A 16,402-nucleotide genomic window follows, 5' to 3' on the forward strand; every position below is an offset into this window, starting at 1 on the left:
GTAATTAGCTTCCTTATGTGCTGTTATCTTCTGCTCTAGGATGTGCTTGCTGAAATACTTCTTTTAGTTTATGCAGGGAGGTATGGGTATAAACCTGGGTAGCTGCTAAACTTGCGTGGCCTAATAGCGCTTTAATAGCATTTAAATCGGCTCCTTTATCCAGTAGGTGTGTAGCGAAAGAGTGGCGCAATACATGGGGGGAGTGCTGGCTAGCACGTATAGTGGGCGCCAAATATTTTTTAATAATGCGATAGATAAACATAGGGTAGCAAGGGGTCCCTTTATCTGTGACGATCAGGAGGGGTGTAGTTGTGTAGCCCGAGGTTTCTTTTTCAGCCAGGTAGCTTGCTAGTAACTTTGTTAATGGCTTCGGAAAGGGAATAAGCCGTTCTTTTTTACGTTTACCTATCACTTTAAGCATGCCATCCATTAAGTTAAGATCTGCTGTACGCAGCGTTACGAGCTCTGCTAGGCGCATGCCTGTACCGTAGAGTAGCTCTAGAATGAGCCGGTCACGCATACCTGCAAATGTAGTGGAAAAGGAATGCCCAGTTAAGAAAGTCAAAAATTCCCTTTCTTGAAAGAAAAGAGGTAAGCGCTTAGGGGCTTTTAAACTTTTGAGCTGATGGGTAGGCAGGGCAGCAATGTATGCATTTTTGTGTAAAAAAGCATAAAAAGCACGTACCGCAACTATTTTTCGGTTGATAGAGCGGTTGTTGTACGCTTCCTTTGCTAGGGAAATAAGCCATCCACGCAAATCCAACGGAGTTACTTCCGTAACATGCTTGGGTATCGCTAGGCTAGATAGGTAATACAGCAGTTGATTCAAATCTGCCTGGTAGGCATCCGTGGTATGCATGCTTGCCCTTTTTTCTACCTTTAAATAAGTTATAAAAAGAGATAAGAGCCATTGGTTACCCATGCGGATAGTGCATTTAATGCTGTTTAAGCATTGGGATTATGCAGCATGCTATGTCTGTAGCGGGCTTTTAATTTTTCTGCTTTCCTTCTTACAGAAGGTTTAACATAATGCATACGGGCGCGTACTTCCTTGAGGACACGTACACGTTCTACCTTCTTTTTGAATCTTTTTATTGCCCTATCAAAGGATTCTCCCTCTTTTACTTCTACAAAAATCATACCTAACACGTTATACGTAACTATACTACAAATTATATGGTTTAAAAAAATTTCTCCTCTCTTCTTGTTTGCACGTCTCCTTCTCCCCCTCTTCTTGTTTGCACGTCTCCTTCTCCCCCTCTTCTTGTTTGCACGTCTCCTTCTCCCCCCTCTTCTTGTTTGCACGTCTCCTTCTCCCCCTCTCCTTGTTTGCACGTCTCCTTCTCCCTCTCTTCTTGTTTGCACGTCTCCTTAAATAGGCACCCTATCCCTTAATTCCTCCCCTCAAAATCAAATTTAGGTTAAAAGCAGGGCAAACACAAGAACTGTTCATTAAAATGTTTTAATTATTAAATTGTATGTTTAAGCATTAAAAATTAGTGCGTTGCGTTAAATAGTACTTTTTTAGGTAAAAGTATTGTAAATTTAATGATCTATCTGTTTTTTTGTTGAATTTAAACATTTTTAATTTATGGTATCGTTTAAAGTTGGTCTTATACTTTCGTTAGTAGCAACGGCGTATTTTTCTTTAGTGTTGTACATGTTATTTCACCTTATTAGGGATAAGTATTTCCGGAATTAAAAACATACGGTATTACCAGCATGGTATAGTTATTGATTATTAAATAACCTTGTAGCATTTTCCGTGGTTATGGCGGCGATTTCTGTCAACGGCATCTGCTTAATAGCAGCTAATTTTGCTGCTGTATAGCGTAAATAGCCAGGTTCATTGCGTTTGCCACGGTGCGGTAGAGGTGCCAGGTAGGGGCTATCTGTTTCTAATACGAGATGGTTTGCTGCTATAGTTGTTAAGGTTTCTGCTAGTTTATGGGAAGGGAGCGTTATTAAGCCCCCAATGCCTAAGCGAAAGCCTAGCTTTATGCAGTATTCCGCTTCTATTGTATTTCCTGTGAAACAATGGATAACACCTTTTAGGGAACCGTCTTGTGCTTTTTCTAGTAGTTGAAGCATGCGTTTAAAGGCATTTCTACAGTGAATGGAGACAGGAAGTTGGTGTTTTTTGGCTAAATTTAGCTGGATCATAAATGCTTCTTCCTGTTCTGCAAGGAAAGCAGAAGAATGGTATTGGTCTATGCCTATTTCGCCTATTGCCAGGAAAGAAGCTTTGTTAAGCCATTCTTCAACCAGATATAGCTGATTCGTAAAGTTTCTTTTGATGTAACAAGGGTGAATCCCCATCATGGGGAAACATTGTGTCGGATAGCGAGCTGCTACAGCCATCATTTTTGATAGGGTTGTCTCATTGATGTTAGGCATGTAAATTTTTTGTACATAGTTCTTTTGTGCATTTTCTAGAATGTCGGATAAGTTATCCTGAAATTCAACTTCATATATATGTGCATGTGTATCAATCAGCTGCATAAGATACATGGTTAAGCTATGGTTTAAATGGGCAAGCTTTCTGTTTTAGTCTCTTCTTACGTAGGATCAGGTTCTCTTTCCAATGCATTGGGAAGAACCCTGCTACCTAATTCTATTACTTCCATGTTACCAATCTTTGTATTATTTATTTCGAAGCGTAGTAGCGTTCGTACGGAATGATGTCCCTGCTGTCCAGCAGCACCTGGGTTAAGGTAAAGCAGGGGAGGATGTTTTTTATCACGCATTATACGTAAAATATGGGAATGTCCACAAACTAAAATAGCCGGTTGTGTTTGCTTTAGTTTGGCTCGTATCTCTGCTGTATAGAGGGGGGGGGCACCCCCTATATGTACCATCCATATGGTTATACCTTCACAATTAAATGATTGAAAACTAGGATATACTAATCTTACTGCCTGCGCATCTATGTTACCATGTACAGCCCTAAAAACTTTAAAAGCAGCAAAGGTAGGTAGCAATTTGGGGTCGCCAATATCACCTGCATGCCAAACTTCATCGCATATTTTGAAATGATCAAAGATGCTAGGATCCATCCATCCATGTGTATCTGAGAGTAGGCCAATTTTCATAGCTATTGCTTCATTCTGCTTATTATGTATCCTCTGTATCCAATGTAAGCAGTGTACGATTCTTTTGTTCCAATTTAAGCAAGGTTTGCTTAAGCGTTATACCCGCAGCATAGCCTCTTATTGAGCCATTGTTTTGTATTACCCTGTGACAGCGTAATAAGAACAACAGCCCCATAGAGAATTTTTGTTAAGCTTTGCCATATTTTTTTTGAAAACAGCTACCATTTACATTATAATCAATAGTAAAACAGTTGCTTTTTGCAACGATATAGGCAACTAATTGTTTTTTGGTTAAGGTAAATAAAGGAATAGCATCGGTATACTTCCAATTTGCTCCTACAATAGGCAAATTCTTTTGTCCTGCTGTATATATGCCACTTAAGCTTTTTCCACAATAAGAAACCAGTAAGATTTTACCAATAGGTGTAGCAACGTAAGTATAGTAGCTGATGGCAACACCTGTTTGCATAAAGGGTGCTAGTGTTACGTCATTTCAAAATTTAGATAGATTTGTGTATTTTTTATAAATATAATTATAATGTTTTATATATACAAATGAGGGCATGTATTTGAGGGCATGTATTGGTTGGAATCAAGAGACATGGTTGGAATCAAGAGACATGGTTGGAATCAAGAGACATGGTTGGAATCAAGAGACATGGTTGGAATCAAGAGACAGCGAGCAATAGATAAGCGATGCAATGCCAATAGCATACATATATAGGATAGCAACTAACTATGTAAGCGGTTTATGGGATTTGTTGTTCCCTCCGCTTTGTGTAGGCTGCGAGCGGAAGCTTGTACAAAGCGAAGCGTTCATTTGCACCTTTTGTTTTAGTTCTTTTCCAGAAACGAGCTACCATAGGCAGCCGGACAATGCTATGTTCTATCGGGTTATAGAGGATGTAGCTATTGCCGATGCCTTTGCCCTTTATTGGTTAAGAAAAAAAAGCCTGCTCGAGCGTGTGCTCGTAGCGATGAAATATAAAAACCAACCCAACATTGGCCTATTTTTAGGCCGTTATTATGCTACTATGTTAGCGCAAACATCGCTTATACAAACCATAGAAGGCATTGTTCCCATTCCCTTGCATCGGAGGAGATTACAAGAAAGGGGGTATAACCAAAGTGGTTTTTTTGCGCAAGGTCTTGCAGAAGTATTACAAATTCCTTGCTACTCAGCTTGTGTGGAACGGATCCGTTATACGCCTTCCCAGACAAAAAAGAGCAAAGAAGAGCGCAAAGCAAATCTCCAAGGAGTCTTTCGTGTAATGCATCCGGAGCTTATACAAGGTAAGCATCTTCTGCTGGTAGATGATATTTTTACTACAGGTGCCACATTGGTTTCCTGTGCAAAGGAAGTGTTAGCAGAAGGAGCTGGTCCAGTCAGTATGGCTACTATAGCAATAGTAGAAGCGTAAGGTGGAGAGTCTTTATTAATACTACCCTAAAACAGATAAAATTTAATTAAATTGGTTTTATCCTACTAGGGTCTGGGAACCATAAGAAGCAAACCGGGAACAATACAACCGTAGGGAGCGTCCCGGAGGTATTTATGCAATGCAACGCATTGCCTGTTGTATGTAGATTAATGTAATGTTAGATAGATCGATTCCGCCAAAATTTCAGACAATTCATGCAATTGATTTTCCATGGCCAGCGTTGCATGTCCTTAAGAATCAGTTGCCGCTTTACCTGCTCAATGTAGGGAGTCAACCTATTATAGAAGTGGAATTAATTTTTAGAGGTGGTAATGCCTATGAAGCGGTTCCAGCTGCTGCTTATTTTACGGCTGCTATGCTATTGGAAGGGACTACAAACAAGTCGGCGCAAGCTATTGCTCAGGTTATAAGTTATTATGGTGCTACGATTGATGTTCGGTCAGAAACAGATTTTTGTTCCATAACGCTTACTACCCTTTCGGCCCATATTGTGCCGATGATGGAGCTCTTGTTAGAAGTATTGTTGTATCCTAGTTTCCCTCAAAAATCACTAACCTTATTCAAACGTTTAAAATCCCAATCCATTCGAATAGCGGACAAGAAGCCTGATAGAGTAGCCTATAAGTGCTTTCGTGCTGCTATCTTTCCAACACCTCATTCTTACGGACGTTTTTTAACCTTACAAGAGGTAGAGGCGATCCAATTAGAAGATTTGTACAATCAGTATGCTAAATTCTTTTTTGCGGGTTGTACCATTTTTGTTAGTGGAGCAGTTACACCAGCAGCTTTACAATGCATTAAAGAACAGCTAGCCTATCTAGAACCAAAAGAAGCTGTGCTATCCCAATATGCGTTGCAGGGTTGTAAGGTTGAAAAAAAAGTAACGGGTACAACGGTACAGCAGCTACAAGCTGCCATTGTAATTGGTAAGCAATTACTGGTTAAAAAAGAAGCAGACTTTTTGCCGATGTGCATTGTAAATGAAATTTTAGGGGGTGGTTTTTGTTCTCGTTTGATGCAAAACCTTCGAGAGGATAAAGGCTATACCTATGGTATCTATTCGCGTATGGTTGCTTTGCAGCAGGCAGGTTATATCGCTATTATGACAGAAGTAGCCCAGTCAGTTGCGCCCAAAGCCATCCAAGAAGTTTACAAAGAAATAGAGCGCTTGCAAAATGAACTCGTTTCAACAACTCTATTAAAGAAAGTTAAAAATTACCTATTAGGCCGCTTTTTAACCACTATTAATGATCCTTTTTCCATTATGCAGCGGTTTCAATCTGCTTATTTACATGGCTTGGATCAACAATACTATAGCGCATTTTACCATCAGGTGCAACAGATAACCCCTATAGAAATTAGAGATTTAGCACAAAAATACTTATCTTTAGATAGTCTTACAGAAATTACAGTAAGTTAAGAAGGGTGCTGCAGGGCTGTCAGCATTTTTCTACATAGGCTGGTGATGGCCTAGTAGTAGGGCCTATTTGAGGATAGGTCTACTATAATAATTGCAGTATATTAGGCTCATTTTTCTTTTAAGAAAGCGTGGATTGTATTAGTTATAAGACAAAATATATAAGCAAGCAGCATATTGCGAGGCAGTGGGTTGTTGTAGATGCTACCGCACAAACATTAGGTAGATTGGCTAGTCAGGTGGCTTATAGAATGCGTGGCAAACATAGGCCAGATTTTTCCCCTCATGTGGAAGGGGGGGACCATATTATTGTGCTCAATGCAGATAAGATAGTGTTATCTGGTAATAAATGGGAAAACAAAACATATGTTACCTATTCGGGTTATCCTGGTGGTGTAAAGAAAGCTACCCCTAAGGAGGTGCAACGGGTTAATCCCAAGCGTATGGTAGAGCATGCGATAAAAGGCATGTTGCCTAAAAATAGGTTAGGAAGAAAGTTGTTCCATAATTTACATGTTTTTTTGGGTGGTGTGCATCCTTATGCTGCTCAAAAACCAAGTGAAGTAAGTCTTAAATACAAATGAAAGGGATGGAAAGCGTGCATGCGGTAGGCCGAAGAAAGACTGCAATAGCTAGGGTCTATTTTATGAAAGGGAATGGGGTTATTAAGGTCAACCAGAGGGAGTTTATGAACTATTTCCCGTTGGAGGCTATGCGGCTCATTGTTAAACAGCCGATAGAAAAATTAAAGTTAGAGAATCATTATGATGTAACCATTAATGTTTCTGGTGGTGGATTACGGGGGCAAGCCGAAGCGGTTCGGCTAGGCATCGCTAGGGCATGCTGTAAGTTAGACATGGAAAATAATAAGCCTTTATTAAAAAAAGAAGGCTTCCTTACAAGGGATGCTAGGATAGTAGAGCGAAAAAAATATGGCCGTAAAAAAGCAAGGAAGCGCTTCCAGTTTACCAAACGTTAAATTTATATTGGTTGTGTAGGCAATTATTAACCTATAATGATACAGTTAGAACACAAAACACTCCTAGAAGCGGGTGTTCATTTTGGCCATTTAACTAGAAAGTGGAACCCAAAAATGGCACCCTTTATTTTCATGAAACAGAATGGTATACACATTGTTGATTTAAACAAGACCATTGCTGCTATGCAAGAAGCGATACCCCATTTGTATGCTATAGCAAGAGCTGGCAAAAAGATTTTATTTGTAGCTACTAAAAAGCAAGCGAAGGTTTCAGTAGGTAAGATAGCGAATGAATTAGGGATGCCCTATGTTGCAGAGCGCTGGTTGGGTGGTACGTTAACTAATTTTTTAACCATCCGAAAGTTGCTCAAGCGTATGTCTACGTTAGAAAAAAACATGCATACGACTTACTACAAGAACTTAGCTAAAAAAGAACGATTGGTTATTGCACGCGAGCAAGAAAAACTCAAGAGGCTTTTGCAAGGGTTGTCCAATATTACGAGGTTGCCGGCTGCTTTATTTGTCATTGATATTAACAAGGAGCATATTGCGGTTAAGGAAGCACGTAAGCTGGGAATCCCCATTTTTGCGCTTACTGATACCAATACCAATCCAACCCTGGTGGATTTTGCTATTCCTGGTAATGATGATGCCTTTCGTTCTATTGATTTAATAGTACGCTACGTGGGAGACGCTATAAAAGAAGGCATAGAAGCTTATAAAAAAGATAAATTAGAAGCTGCTGCCAAGATTGAAACAGTAGGGGATAGTACAATAACACCTAAACATGCTCCAAATAGGGGCATCAAGATAGTACAGGGTGTGGTCATTAAGCAAAATAGGAAGGTTCAAAAGCCGTCTTCTGTAGGTAAGACTGCGGAACCTGATACAAGCAGTGGGGAGCCTACTACTCCACCTATTGCTACTGGACCTGCTTCTCCTGATCCTGTGGTTAGTGAGACTCCCCAGCCGAAAGATCAGGATTAGAAATGCGGTAGAGAGGAGATTCGATTATAGGGTCTCGTCTTATACCAAGTAAAGTAAATAATAGGGTAAAAATTGAGAAGGTTATATAGCTTATAAAAATTATTTTATATATATGGCAATTACAGCACAGGAGATAGCTGCACTCAGAAAAAAAACGGGTGCAGGTATAATGGATTGCAAAAAGGCGCTAATGGAGGCGGGGGGTGACTTTGAACAAGCAATTGATTTGCTTAGAAAGAAAGGACGTAAGTTATGTATGGATCGTGCAGCGCGTCAGGCTAGTGAAGGGGCGGTCTTTGCTGCTGTAAGCAGCGATCAGCAAGAAGCTTTTTTATTGGTACTGAATTGTGAAACAGACTTTGTAGCTAGGAATGAGCAGTTCCTACAGCTGGGCAATGCTATCCTAGCAGAATGTGTGGCGCATAGGCCTGATTCGATAGAAACTTTGCTGCAGTTGCCTTTAAAAGATGGCGTGGTTCAGGATGCAATTATGGAAGCTATTGGTGTGATAGGAGAGAAGATTGCTATTTCTGCCTATGAGACGCTTAGAGGGACTATCGTCGTTCCCTATATTCATACAGGGAATACGTTAGGGGTGCTGGTGGCATTGCAAGGTGCTAACGCTGCACAATCAGAGGCGGTAGGAAAGGAAATTGCGATGCAAATTGCTGCTATGCACCCAGTTGCAGTGGATGAAACACAAGTGGATCCAGCTTTAGTAGCAAGAGAAACTGCTGTTATTCAAGAGCAATTAGCTCAAGAAGGCTTTACTGGGTTTAAAGCAGAAAAAATTACACAAGGTAGGTTGCATAAGTTTTTTCAGGAGAGTACGCTCTTACAGCAACCTTTTGTATTTGCACAAAACAACAAGTTAACCGTTGGCCAATACCTACAATCCCTTGCTTTAACAGTTACCGCCTTTAAGCGTGTACAGGTAAATGGCTAGTTGCACCGTGGGACGAAGTCCCGACGTTCCTTGCTGCTTCTAGCTTGCCTTGCTTTTTTCTTCTCCCTTCTCCCTTCTCCCTTCTCGCATATCCCCCCCCCCTTGTAGCCTATGCAGTTGCCTGCTGCTATCATTATATACCTTATTTCCCAGACAGAGCGCAGTAGGATAGCTAATTGTATACATTTCCTATCCTATTAGTTGGTGGTATCATTGCTATATTCTATTTTAACCTAATAATTACATAGAAGCATGGAAAATAATTCACATAACATATGGGATGAGTTAGGGAAGCCAATAGAAGCATTTGATAAAGCTTTGCGCCCACTGCAGTTTAGAGATTTTTACGGACAGGAAGAGTTAATAAACAATATGCAAGTGTTTGTGGCAGCCGCTAAACAAAGGAAAGAAGCATTGGATCACGTCCTACTGCATGGTCCACCTGGTTTAGGGAAGACTACCATGGCCTATATTATTGCTAGTGAACTGAATGCTAATATAAAAGTAACATCTGGACCTGTTTTGGATAAACCTAGTAATTTAGCAGGTATTTTAACAAATTTAGCTGCTTATGATGTGCTTTTTATAGATGAAATACATCGTTTGAATCCCATAGTAGAGGAGTATTTGTATACTGCTATGGAAGATTTTAAAATAGACATTCTATTAGATTCAGGACCTAGTGCACGAAGTATACAGTTGGTATTGCAGCCTTTTACGTTGGTGGGGGCTACTACGCGTTCGGGTTTATTGACAGCACCTTTGCGTGCTCGTTTTGGTATTAATGCACGGCTGGATTACTACGATGCTACCTTGTTAGCAAAGATCGTGCAGCGGGCTGCACTTTTATTGCATTTAACTGTGGATCAAGCTGCTGCTTATGAGATTGCCCAACGCAGTAGGGGTACGCCTCGTATAGCGCATAACCTCTTAAGACGTACCAGGGATTTTGCTCAAATTAAAGGGAATGGTTCTATTACCCAAGATATGGTTAAACTCAGCTTGGCTGCACTGAATGTAGATGAAAATGGACTAGATGCGATGGATAAACGTATTCTTATCAATATTATTGAAAAATTCAGGGGGGGGCCTGTGGGTCTTGCTACGCTTGCTACAGCTTGCTCAGAAGAAGCTGAAACCATAGAAGAAGTATATGAGCCTTTTCTTATTCAGGAAGGCTACATTAAACGTACTTCCCGGGGAAGAATAGCTACGGAATTAGCTTACAAACAGTTAGGGGTGCCTTATAGGGTGGATTTATTTGGTAAATAATAGTTAAAAATGAAATTTTAAGTATGGCAGGGCATAGTAAATGGTCTAATATTAAGCGTAAGAAAGAGATAAACGATGCTAAAAGAAGCAAAATCTTCACCAAACTGGCTAAAGAAATAACGGTAGCTGCTAGGAATGGCTCCCCAGATCCAACGCTGAACCTGCGCCTGCGTTTGGCTATTCAAAATGCAAAGGGGGCAAATATGACTAAAGAGGCTATATTGCGTGCTATTCATAAAGGCAATAAAATGGATTCATCTGTATATGAGGAAGTGAATTATGAGGGCGTTGGTCCCCATGGGGTGGCTATTATGGTAACCTGTATGACAGATAAGGTTATTCGAACAGTAGCTAATGTACGTACTATTTTTACTAAATATGGTGGGAGCTTAGAGAAAAGTGGTTCAATTTCATTTTTGTTTGATCACAAAGCTGTTTTTATCATTCCATTAGGGGTTATCAAGCAGGAAGATGATTTTGTATTGGCTTTAATAGATGCAGGTGCAGAAACAGTAGAGAAAGGGGAGGAAACTATGTATACTACTTGTTCGGTAGCGCATTTTGGTCGCGTACAACAACAGTTAGAGGCAACTGCTGTTACGCCTGTTTATTGTGGTTTACAATATATACCCCATACTTTTGTAGAGGTAAATAATGAAGCATTGGTAAAATTAAACAAGCTTGTAAGGGCTTTAAAAGAAGAAGAGGATGTACAACAAGTATATCATAATATAGCGCTTAAGGAGGAGCAAAGGGAGGTTTGGGAACAGGACGATCTCTGGTTTAGTTGAGCAAGTAGCATAATATAAATTTTGGTATCTTTATACGAAGAAGAGGGGTAGAAGAAAGAGGGTAGAAGAAGGAGGGTAGAAGAAGGAGGGATAGAAGAAGGAGGGTAGAAGAAGGAGGGTAGAAGAAGGAGGGTAGAAGAAGGAGGGTAGAAGAAGGAGGGTAGAAGAAGGAGGTAGAAAATGGGGAGTAGAAAAATGGGGAGTAGAAAAATGGGGCAAAATGGATAATACTGAATCAATAGAGAGAAGTCAGCGTCCCAGTTGGCTTAAGGTGAAGTTACCCATAGGCAAGCGTTATGCGGCGGTACGTTCGCTGGTAGATAAGTATCGGTTGCATACGATTTGTACAAGCGGAAATTGTCCCAATATGGGGGAATGTTGGGGGGCGGGGACTGCTACTTTTATGATTTTGGGGAATGTTTGTACGAGGAGCTGTTCTTTTTGTGCGGTAGCTACCGGAAGGCCTATGGTTTATGATAAAGAGGAACCCAAAAGAGTAGCCAAAGCAATTCAGTTGATGGGCGTTAAGCATGCGGTTATTACCTCTGTAAACAGGGATGAATTAAAGGATCGTGGGGCAGAAATATGGTATCAAACGGTTGTAGAAACCAAAGCTTTGACCCCAACCACAACGATTGAAACGTTAATTCCAGACGTTAAGGGTAGTTGGTGGGCATTGGAGCGGATGATTAGCGCAGGGCAAGAGGTGGTTTCACACAATATGGAAACAGTAGAGCGGTTGTATAGGCCAGTTCGGCCACAGGGTAACTATACACGAAGCTTGGAACAGCTTAAACGTATTAAAGCCTATGGAAAACGATCCAAGTCAGGAATTATGCTGGGACTAGGAGAAACAGATGCAGAAGTATACCAAATTATGGATGATCTTCGAGCAGTTGACGTAGATGTGTTAACATTAGGTCAGTATTTACAACCCACCAAAAAACACCTTGCCGTGGTTTCTTTTGTGCATCCAGATAAATTCTCTCATTTTAAAGAGGAAGGAATGAAACGTGGTTTCTCTTATGTAGAATCTGGTCCACTGGTCCGCTCTTCTTACCGTGCAGAACGGCATATTTAATATTCCCTCAGCTGCTTTATCTGTTTTTTTTTGCCTTTAATCTATTTAAACGTTCCTAATAATCTATTTAGACGTTCCTATAGTAGCATGTACAAATTACCGATTGGCGTTGACAACTTTCAGGAGTTAATAAAAGGGGATTATCTTTTTTGTGATAAGACGGCTATGCTTGCTGAATTATTAGGCAAAGGAGATAAAGTTACTTTAATTACACGTCCGCGTCGTTGGGGGAAGACACTGAATATGTCTATGCTGCAGCATTTTTTTGCTTCAGAAGTGAATGGAGTAAGTACAGCAGGTTTATTTGATGATTTGGCAATCGGTAAGCTAGATGGCGGTAAATACCTTGGACAATATCAAGGTAAACATCCGGTCATTATGCTAAGCTTTAAGGATATCAATGCAGATAGCTTTCAAGGGGCTTACAATGCGGTGTATGAGTTGATCTTAAAAGTGTATAGTTCCTATACTTATGTGTTGCATAGTGATAAGATTAATGAAATACAGCTGAAGAAGCTACATACTCTTCTCAACAATCAGGCCAATCAACAACAATTAGAATCTGCCCTAGAACTGCTTAGCCAATGCCTTTACCAATACCATGGTCAAAAAGTCTATATGCTTATAGATGAATACGATACGCCTCTTAATAAAGCTTATGGAAATGAGGCATACGTAAAAGCTATGGTTGCATTTATGCGTAACCTATTTAGTGCTGCTTTAAAAGGAAATGCTACGCTAGAAAAAGGGGTATTAACGGGTATATTACGTATTTCTAAAGATAGTATGCTTTCTGGGTTAAATAACCTGAAGACTTATACTCTTTTAGATCAAGGTTATAGTAGCCATTTTGGTTTGAGTGAAGCAGAAGTTCAAGATTTATTTACCAGAAAAAATCTTTCTACTTGTCTAGATCAAGTAAAAAGCTGGTACAATGGTTACAAAGTAGGCAGCTTGATTAGGTATAATCCATGGTCTATTATTTCATGTTTGAGCGAAGAGGGTTATTTTGATTTGTATTGGATTAATACCGGAAATAATGATTTAATTAAACAACTGATTCTTTCTTCTAACGATAGCATTAAAGGTCAGTTTGAGCAATTGATGCAAGGAGCGGCTTTAACCGTATCGATTGATAAGCATCTTGCTTTTGATCTGCTGGATAAAAGTGAAACGGCTTTATGGAGCTTACTTTTATTTGCTGGCTATTTAACTTGGGAAAAAAGCAGTTTAAGTAGAAGTAGTGATTTATATGATTGTGTAGTTAGCATTCCTAATAATGAAGTACGCAGACTCTACAACCGCTTTTTTGAAGAATGGTTGCTTACTAAATTTCCTAATCAACGGAGCTATGCTACCTTTTTAAGCCATCTACTAGAGGGCAATGTCCGTGCATTTACACAAGATCTCAGTACTTATCTTTTACAGTGTGTCAGTTTTATGGATACTACTTCTGGTAAGCAAGGGGAAAGTTTTTACCATGGTTTTGTTTTAGCCATGCTGGCTAGCATCAGTGATAGCTATTCTATACGCTCCAATCGAGAAAGTGGTTTTGGAAGGTATGATGTGTTGATCATCCCTAAAAAAGATTCCAAAGCAATTTTATTGGAATTCAAATACCTACGGAAGGAAGAAGAGCTGGAAAATGGAGCTAAAGTTGCGCTAGATCAAATACGAGGGCGCGCTTATCATACCGAATTATTACAACATACGCATGTCCAGGAAGTAGTAGAGATTGGCATTGCTTTTTCCGGGAAGGCAGTGTTGTCAGCTTATGCTACCTATGATTTGGTGCATAAAAAGACTGGAACACTGCATGTAACGGGTAGATATGGCCAAATAGAGGGAGATGAATGCTACCCAAAATAGAAGATAGCGCCTTAGGTTGCTTATTTTCTTGGCTTGATTATCTTATTTGCTACTTCCTTTATAGATGAATTTATATGAGAAATTGCCTGATTTATATGATTTTTTGTATCTTGTATTGCACTCCTACGTAGGGTGTTGCTACCTGTACTTACTAATTTTGCTTCCTCTTCTTCTTTTAAATTTGCGCTAAAGTTTGTTATAGACGCTCCTTCTAGTTCCTCTATTGCCATATCTATATACAGTATAATACGCTTTTCTTTGGTAAAGGACCTTATACTTTGTAGTGTTTGGACGATAGCCTTTATTGTATCTTCTATTTCCTTTGCTTTGGCTACGCGCTTATCTACGTTGTCTTTGCGCTCTTCTTCATTAAGCGTAGTATTATTGACAATCCATGGAAGTGGAATAGCTCTTGTTATACCCGTTAGGGCCTTTTCTAACTTCTCTTTTTCTGTTTGTAGCTTGTACACTAAAGGATCTTTTGTGGCGTCAGCTTCTCTGCTGCCTGATTGGCCATTATTATATAGAGTGGGATATATTTTGTTGCTAGGTGGTTGTTGCTTTTTATTAGGATGATTATTTGATACTTCATATTTTATTTTACCAGCATTAGAAGAAACAGTTTGCTTAGTGGCTATAGGTTTGTTGCCCTTATCTGCTTGATTGCTACAATCGCTAGATAACAGTAAGGAAGAAACTAAAACTACAGAAATACATTTCTTTTTCATTTTTTATTGGTTATTTGATACTTTTGTTAATTATGCTGTCTTTCTTAAGAAATAAACCATTGGACAACAGGAATATTAGATTTGGTTTCTAAATAAAAATAGAAAATTTATTTTAGGTAATTCAAGGAAGGGGCCGTTGGTATTATTTACTTATATGGTTTATATTATAAATTATAAATCTTAGTGGGGGTGGGGGATTTCCGTTAGAGGAAATATTCGTATACTTGTTATTCCTTCAGAGGGTGGATGATTGTAGCGCAAAAGAGAAGATCCCTATAGGGTTCTTTTGAATTAGTTTATATTGTATAATATATGTATAAGAATATATTTGTTTTTATAGTTATTGGCGTACAGGCTTGTGGCAATGGGTGTAAACTGTGGATACAGCATCTGCAAAGACAAAAAGAACAAGGTAGCAGAGCAATTAAAGAACTTACGAAAGAAGATACCCGGGAACTATGTAAAAAAAGTAAGCAAGCTTTGGTTGTGTGTTTATTATGGAAAACACCCAAGCAACTTATTGATAAAATAGAGGCGGATCCAAAAATAGAGAAGGTTTATAAAATGTTCATGGGTTGTTCTCCTTCAGAAGAGGATATACCACTATTGCGATGCGCTTTATACCTTTTCTGTGATACAAAACAGTTATTTAAAATAAAAAAAGTAGAAGGGAAAATATACCATCCACTTTGTAAGGAAGTACCTAAACTCGAGGAATTCTTACAAGATAAGTTTAGCAATATTTCTAAAATAAAGGATTTAAAACAACAATTGGATGAAATAAGCGCAGAAGAAGAGGAAGAAGAGGAAGCTAACCAACCATTTTTTGAAGCGGATTTTGATTTTAAGCAATTCCTTGAAAAGGAGTTAAAAAGTATTTTTGAAATAAGACGTTTTTTATATAGATTAGCGTGTAACCTGGTTTAATTTAATGAATCATAATTTTTAAGCGTAATATTATATGAATATGAGAAAAAAAATAAGGATTTTAGGCATGGCATTGGCATCGTTTGTAAACTGCGGGGATATTTTTGCTATGCAAGAAGCTACTACAGAGACAACAGAAGCGAGTGATTTTTTTGCTAAAAATAAAAAGTTTCCTTTCCATTTTGACATAAAAACTTCGTTAAGCGTGGGGTTTGATACTATTGGTGATTATTGGGCTGGGAATGGGAAAGCAGCCATTGGGCCTATGGTAGAATGGCACCCTTTAAATGGGATAGGTGTGCAAACTGGTTTATGGTATAGCTATAACCTTTCCCCAGGCATACGTATTGACAAATGTGGAGAAAGCTTAGCAAAAAAAGGGTTTTTGGATTTTATTAAAAATGGCTTTAAAAGTATTAGCGATATGGATTGGACAGATGATAGTGACGATAGCATGGCTATGCGTTTAGGTGGTGGCTCTTTCCATGCAGTGCATATTCCCATTTTTCTACGAGTATATCTAGGTAAAAAGCGTCAATTCGCATTATACGTTGGAGGTGACTACAGAATTGCATTATTCGGTGAAAAGGATTTCTTTGCTAAAGATGTCCCTTATTTATACCTTAATTCCAAGAAGATGAGAAACCATATACTTCAGAAAGGTGTTCCGAGTTTAAAGGAAGCTATTTTTATGCAAAATGATAAGAAAGACCAATTGCAATTATCAAAACTAGCCAAGTGGCATTGGGATTTTGGATTTGAATTTAGAAATAAGTCTGGTTTAATAGTAGGAACTAAGTGGTTTGGCCTTACATTGGGTTATGATTTTAGCAAACTTTTCTGTGAAGAAAGCAATAATTAATTTTTTTTA

At 39.1% G+C, this 16,402-nt stretch carries 19 protein-coding genes and 1 pseudogene; 12 read left to right on the forward strand and 8 right to left on the reverse strand.

Annotated elements, in window-relative coordinates; all coding sequences use genetic code 11:
* Nucleotides 1-13: 13 nt before the first annotated feature.
* From DK880_RS04785 to DK880_RS04810, 6 genes are all read right to left on the reverse strand, one after another.
* Nucleotides 14-922, reverse strand: a complete 909-nt coding sequence (locus tag DK880_RS04785) for a tyrosine-type recombinase/integrase (RefSeq protein ID WP_109997639.1) — start codon at nucleotides 920-922, stop codon at nucleotides 14-16.
* Between the two features lie 23 nt (nucleotides 923-945).
* Nucleotides 946-1,365: a 30S ribosomal protein S21 gene (gene rpsU / locus DK880_RS05620; RefSeq protein WP_320409225.1), complete on the reverse strand. Its 420-nt coding sequence runs from the start codon at nucleotides 1,363-1,365 to the stop codon at nucleotides 946-948.
* A gap of 366 nt (nucleotides 1,366-1,731) precedes the next feature.
* The gene (locus DK880_RS04795; RefSeq protein WP_109997723.1) at nucleotides 1,732-2,502 is read right to left on the reverse strand and encodes a TatD family hydrolase; all 771 of its coding nucleotides are present in this window, start codon (nucleotides 2,500-2,502) and stop codon (nucleotides 1,732-1,734) included.
* A gap of 56 nt (nucleotides 2,503-2,558) precedes the next feature.
* A complete protein-coding gene (locus DK880_RS04800) occupies nucleotides 2,559-3,092 on the reverse strand; it encodes a metallophosphoesterase family protein (protein WP_109997641.1) in 534 nt (177 codons plus the stop codon).
* A 22-nt stretch (nucleotides 3,093-3,114) separates the two neighbouring features.
* Complete coding sequence (locus DK880_RS05730) at nucleotides 3,115-3,267, reverse strand: MGMT family protein (RefSeq protein ID WP_109997642.1); 153 nt, start codon at nucleotides 3,265-3,267, stop codon at nucleotides 3,115-3,117.
* Nucleotides 3,268-3,279: 12 nt separating this feature from the next.
* Nucleotides 3,280-3,561: a methylated-DNA--[protein]-cysteine S-methyltransferase gene (locus tag DK880_RS04810; RefSeq protein ID WP_109997643.1), complete on the reverse strand. Its 282-nt coding sequence runs from the start codon at nucleotides 3,559-3,561 to the stop codon at nucleotides 3,280-3,282.
* A gap of 412 nt (nucleotides 3,562-3,973) precedes the next feature.
* Between DK880_RS04810 and DK880_RS04815 the strand changes: the two genes are divergently transcribed.
* From DK880_RS04815 to tsf, 6 genes and pseudogenes are all read left to right on the forward strand, one after another.
* A complete protein-coding gene (locus DK880_RS04815; RefSeq protein ID WP_204082261.1) occupies nucleotides 3,974-4,513 on the forward strand; it encodes a ComF family protein in 540 nt (179 codons plus the stop codon).
* Between the two features lie 175 nt (nucleotides 4,514-4,688).
* Entirely contained in the window at nucleotides 4,689-5,954 is a 1,266-nt protein-coding gene (locus DK880_RS04820; RefSeq protein WP_109997645.1) for a M16 family metallopeptidase, read from the forward strand.
* Between the two features lie 128 nt (nucleotides 5,955-6,082).
* On the forward strand, nucleotides 6,083-6,535 hold the full coding sequence (gene rplM / locus DK880_RS04825) for a 50S ribosomal protein L13 (RefSeq protein WP_109997646.1): 453 nt from the start codon (nucleotides 6,083-6,085) through the stop codon (nucleotides 6,533-6,535).
* Between the two features lie 5 nt (nucleotides 6,536-6,540).
* Entirely contained in the window at nucleotides 6,541-6,930 is a 390-nt protein-coding gene (gene rpsI, locus DK880_RS04830; protein ID WP_109997724.1) for a 30S ribosomal protein S9, read from the forward strand.
* Nucleotides 6,931-6,966: 36 nt separating this feature from the next.
* A pseudogene (gene rpsB / locus DK880_RS04835) lies at nucleotides 6,967-7,671 on the forward strand (30S ribosomal protein S2); the annotation flags it as partial.
* Between the two features lie 358 nt (nucleotides 7,672-8,029).
* Nucleotides 8,030-8,863 carry a translation elongation factor Ts gene (gene tsf / locus DK880_RS04840; RefSeq protein ID WP_109997648.1) on the forward strand — a complete coding sequence of 278 codons (834 nt, stop codon included), beginning with the start codon at nucleotides 8,030-8,032 and terminating at the stop codon, nucleotides 8,861-8,863.
* 39 nt (nucleotides 8,864-8,902) lie between these two features.
* Here the strand turns inward: tsf and DK880_RS05340 are convergent, their stop codons facing one another.
* Nucleotides 8,903-9,049: a hypothetical protein gene (locus DK880_RS05340; protein ID WP_162534234.1), complete on the reverse strand. Its 147-nt coding sequence runs from the start codon at nucleotides 9,047-9,049 to the stop codon at nucleotides 8,903-8,905.
* 66 nt (nucleotides 9,050-9,115) lie between these two features.
* Here DK880_RS05340 and ruvB point away from each other — a divergent pair, with 66 nt between their 5' ends.
* The 4 genes from ruvB to DK880_RS04860 all read left to right on the forward strand — a co-directional run bounded on the left by ruvB (nucleotide 9,116) and on the right by DK880_RS04860 (nucleotide 13,876).
* Complete coding sequence (gene ruvB / locus DK880_RS04845; protein ID WP_109997649.1) at nucleotides 9,116-10,135, forward strand: Holliday junction branch migration DNA helicase RuvB; 1,020 nt, start codon at nucleotides 9,116-9,118, stop codon at nucleotides 10,133-10,135.
* Between the two features lie 23 nt (nucleotides 10,136-10,158).
* Nucleotides 10,159-10,926, forward strand: coding sequence for a YebC/PmpR family DNA-binding transcriptional regulator (locus tag DK880_RS04850; protein WP_109997650.1), 768 nt, complete (start codon nucleotides 10,159-10,161; stop codon nucleotides 10,924-10,926).
* Nucleotides 10,927-11,146: 220 nt separating this feature from the next.
* Nucleotides 11,147-12,007 carry a lipoyl synthase gene (gene lipA / locus DK880_RS04855; protein WP_109997651.1) on the forward strand — a complete coding sequence of 287 codons (861 nt, stop codon included), beginning with the start codon at nucleotides 11,147-11,149 and terminating at the stop codon, nucleotides 12,005-12,007.
* A gap of 87 nt (nucleotides 12,008-12,094) precedes the next feature.
* Nucleotides 12,095-13,876 (forward strand): AAA family ATPase, encoded by a 1,782-nt coding sequence (locus DK880_RS04860; RefSeq protein ID WP_109997652.1) that lies wholly within the window; start codon nucleotides 12,095-12,097, stop codon nucleotides 13,874-13,876.
* Nucleotides 13,877-13,896: 20 nt separating this feature from the next.
* On the opposite strand, the gene DK880_RS04865 is transcribed toward DK880_RS04860, so the two are convergent.
* Nucleotides 13,897-14,604: a hypothetical protein gene (locus tag DK880_RS04865; protein WP_109997653.1), complete on the reverse strand. Its 708-nt coding sequence runs from the start codon at nucleotides 14,602-14,604 to the stop codon at nucleotides 13,897-13,899.
* Nucleotides 14,605-14,916: 312 nt separating this feature from the next.
* On the opposite strand from DK880_RS04865, the gene DK880_RS04870 reads away from it, so the two are divergent.
* Together DK880_RS04870 and DK880_RS04875 are read left to right on the forward strand one after the other, a co-directional pair.
* Complete coding sequence (locus DK880_RS04870; protein ID WP_109997654.1) at nucleotides 14,917-15,531, forward strand: hypothetical protein; 615 nt, start codon at nucleotides 14,917-14,919, stop codon at nucleotides 15,529-15,531.
* 34 nt (nucleotides 15,532-15,565) lie between these two features.
* Nucleotides 15,566-16,393, forward strand: a complete 828-nt coding sequence (locus DK880_RS04875; RefSeq protein WP_162534235.1) for a hypothetical protein — start codon at nucleotides 15,566-15,568, stop codon at nucleotides 16,391-16,393.
* Nucleotides 16,394-16,402: the final 9 nt, after the last annotated feature.

Origin of the sequence: Candidatus Cardinium hertigii, from assembly GCF_003176915.1 — a bacterium.
Lineage (GTDB): Bacteria > Bacteroidota > Bacteroidia > Cytophagales > Amoebophilaceae > Cardinium > Cardinium hertigii_A.

Coding starts and splice junctions, on each gene's coding strand:
- DK880_RS04795 (WP_109997723.1), bottom strand. CDS start 2,502: ATGCAGCTGATTGATACACATGCACATATATATGAAGTTGAATTTCAG.
- DK880_RS04785 (WP_109997639.1), bottom strand. CDS start 922: ATGGGTAACCAATGGCTCTTATCTCTTTTTATAACTTATTTAAAGGTA.
- DK880_RS05340 (WP_162534234.1), bottom strand. CDS start 9,049: ATGTATACAATTAGCTATCCTACTGCGCTCTGTCTGGGAAATAAGGTA.
- rpsI (WP_109997724.1), top strand. CDS start 6,541: ATGGAAAGCGTGCATGCGGTAGGCCGAAGAAAGACTGCAATAGCTAGG.
- lipA (WP_109997651.1), top strand. CDS start 11,147: ATGGATAATACTGAATCAATAGAGAGAAGTCAGCGTCCCAGTTGGCTT.
- ruvB (WP_109997649.1), top strand. CDS start 9,116: ATGGAAAATAATTCACATAACATATGGGATGAGTTAGGGAAGCCAATA.
- tsf (WP_109997648.1), top strand. CDS start 8,030: ATGGCAATTACAGCACAGGAGATAGCTGCACTCAGAAAAAAAACGGGT.
- DK880_RS04870 (WP_109997654.1), top strand. CDS start 14,917: ATGTATAAGAATATATTTGTTTTTATAGTTATTGGCGTACAGGCTTGT.
- DK880_RS04875 (WP_162534235.1), top strand. CDS start 15,566: ATGAATATGAGAAAAAAAATAAGGATTTTAGGCATGGCATTGGCATCG.
- DK880_RS04800 (WP_109997641.1), bottom strand. CDS start 3,092: ATGAAAATTGGCCTACTCTCAGATACACATGGATGGATGGATCCTAGC.
- DK880_RS04865 (WP_109997653.1), bottom strand. CDS start 14,604: ATGAAAAAGAAATGTATTTCTGTAGTTTTAGTTTCTTCCTTACTGTTA.
- DK880_RS04850 (WP_109997650.1), top strand. CDS start 10,159: ATGGCAGGGCATAGTAAATGGTCTAATATTAAGCGTAAGAAAGAGATA.
- DK880_RS05730 (WP_109997642.1), bottom strand. CDS start 3,267: ATGGGGCTGTTGTTCTTATTACGCTGTCACAGGGTAATACAAAACAAT.
- DK880_RS04810 (WP_109997643.1), bottom strand. CDS start 3,561: ATGCAAACAGGTGTTGCCATCAGCTACTATACTTACGTTGCTACACCT.
- DK880_RS04860 (WP_109997652.1), top strand. CDS start 12,095: ATGTACAAATTACCGATTGGCGTTGACAACTTTCAGGAGTTAATAAAA.
- DK880_RS04820 (WP_109997645.1), top strand. CDS start 4,689: ATGTTAGATAGATCGATTCCGCCAAAATTTCAGACAATTCATGCAATT.
- DK880_RS04815 (WP_204082261.1), top strand. CDS start 3,974: ATGTTCTATCGGGTTATAGAGGATGTAGCTATTGCCGATGCCTTTGCC.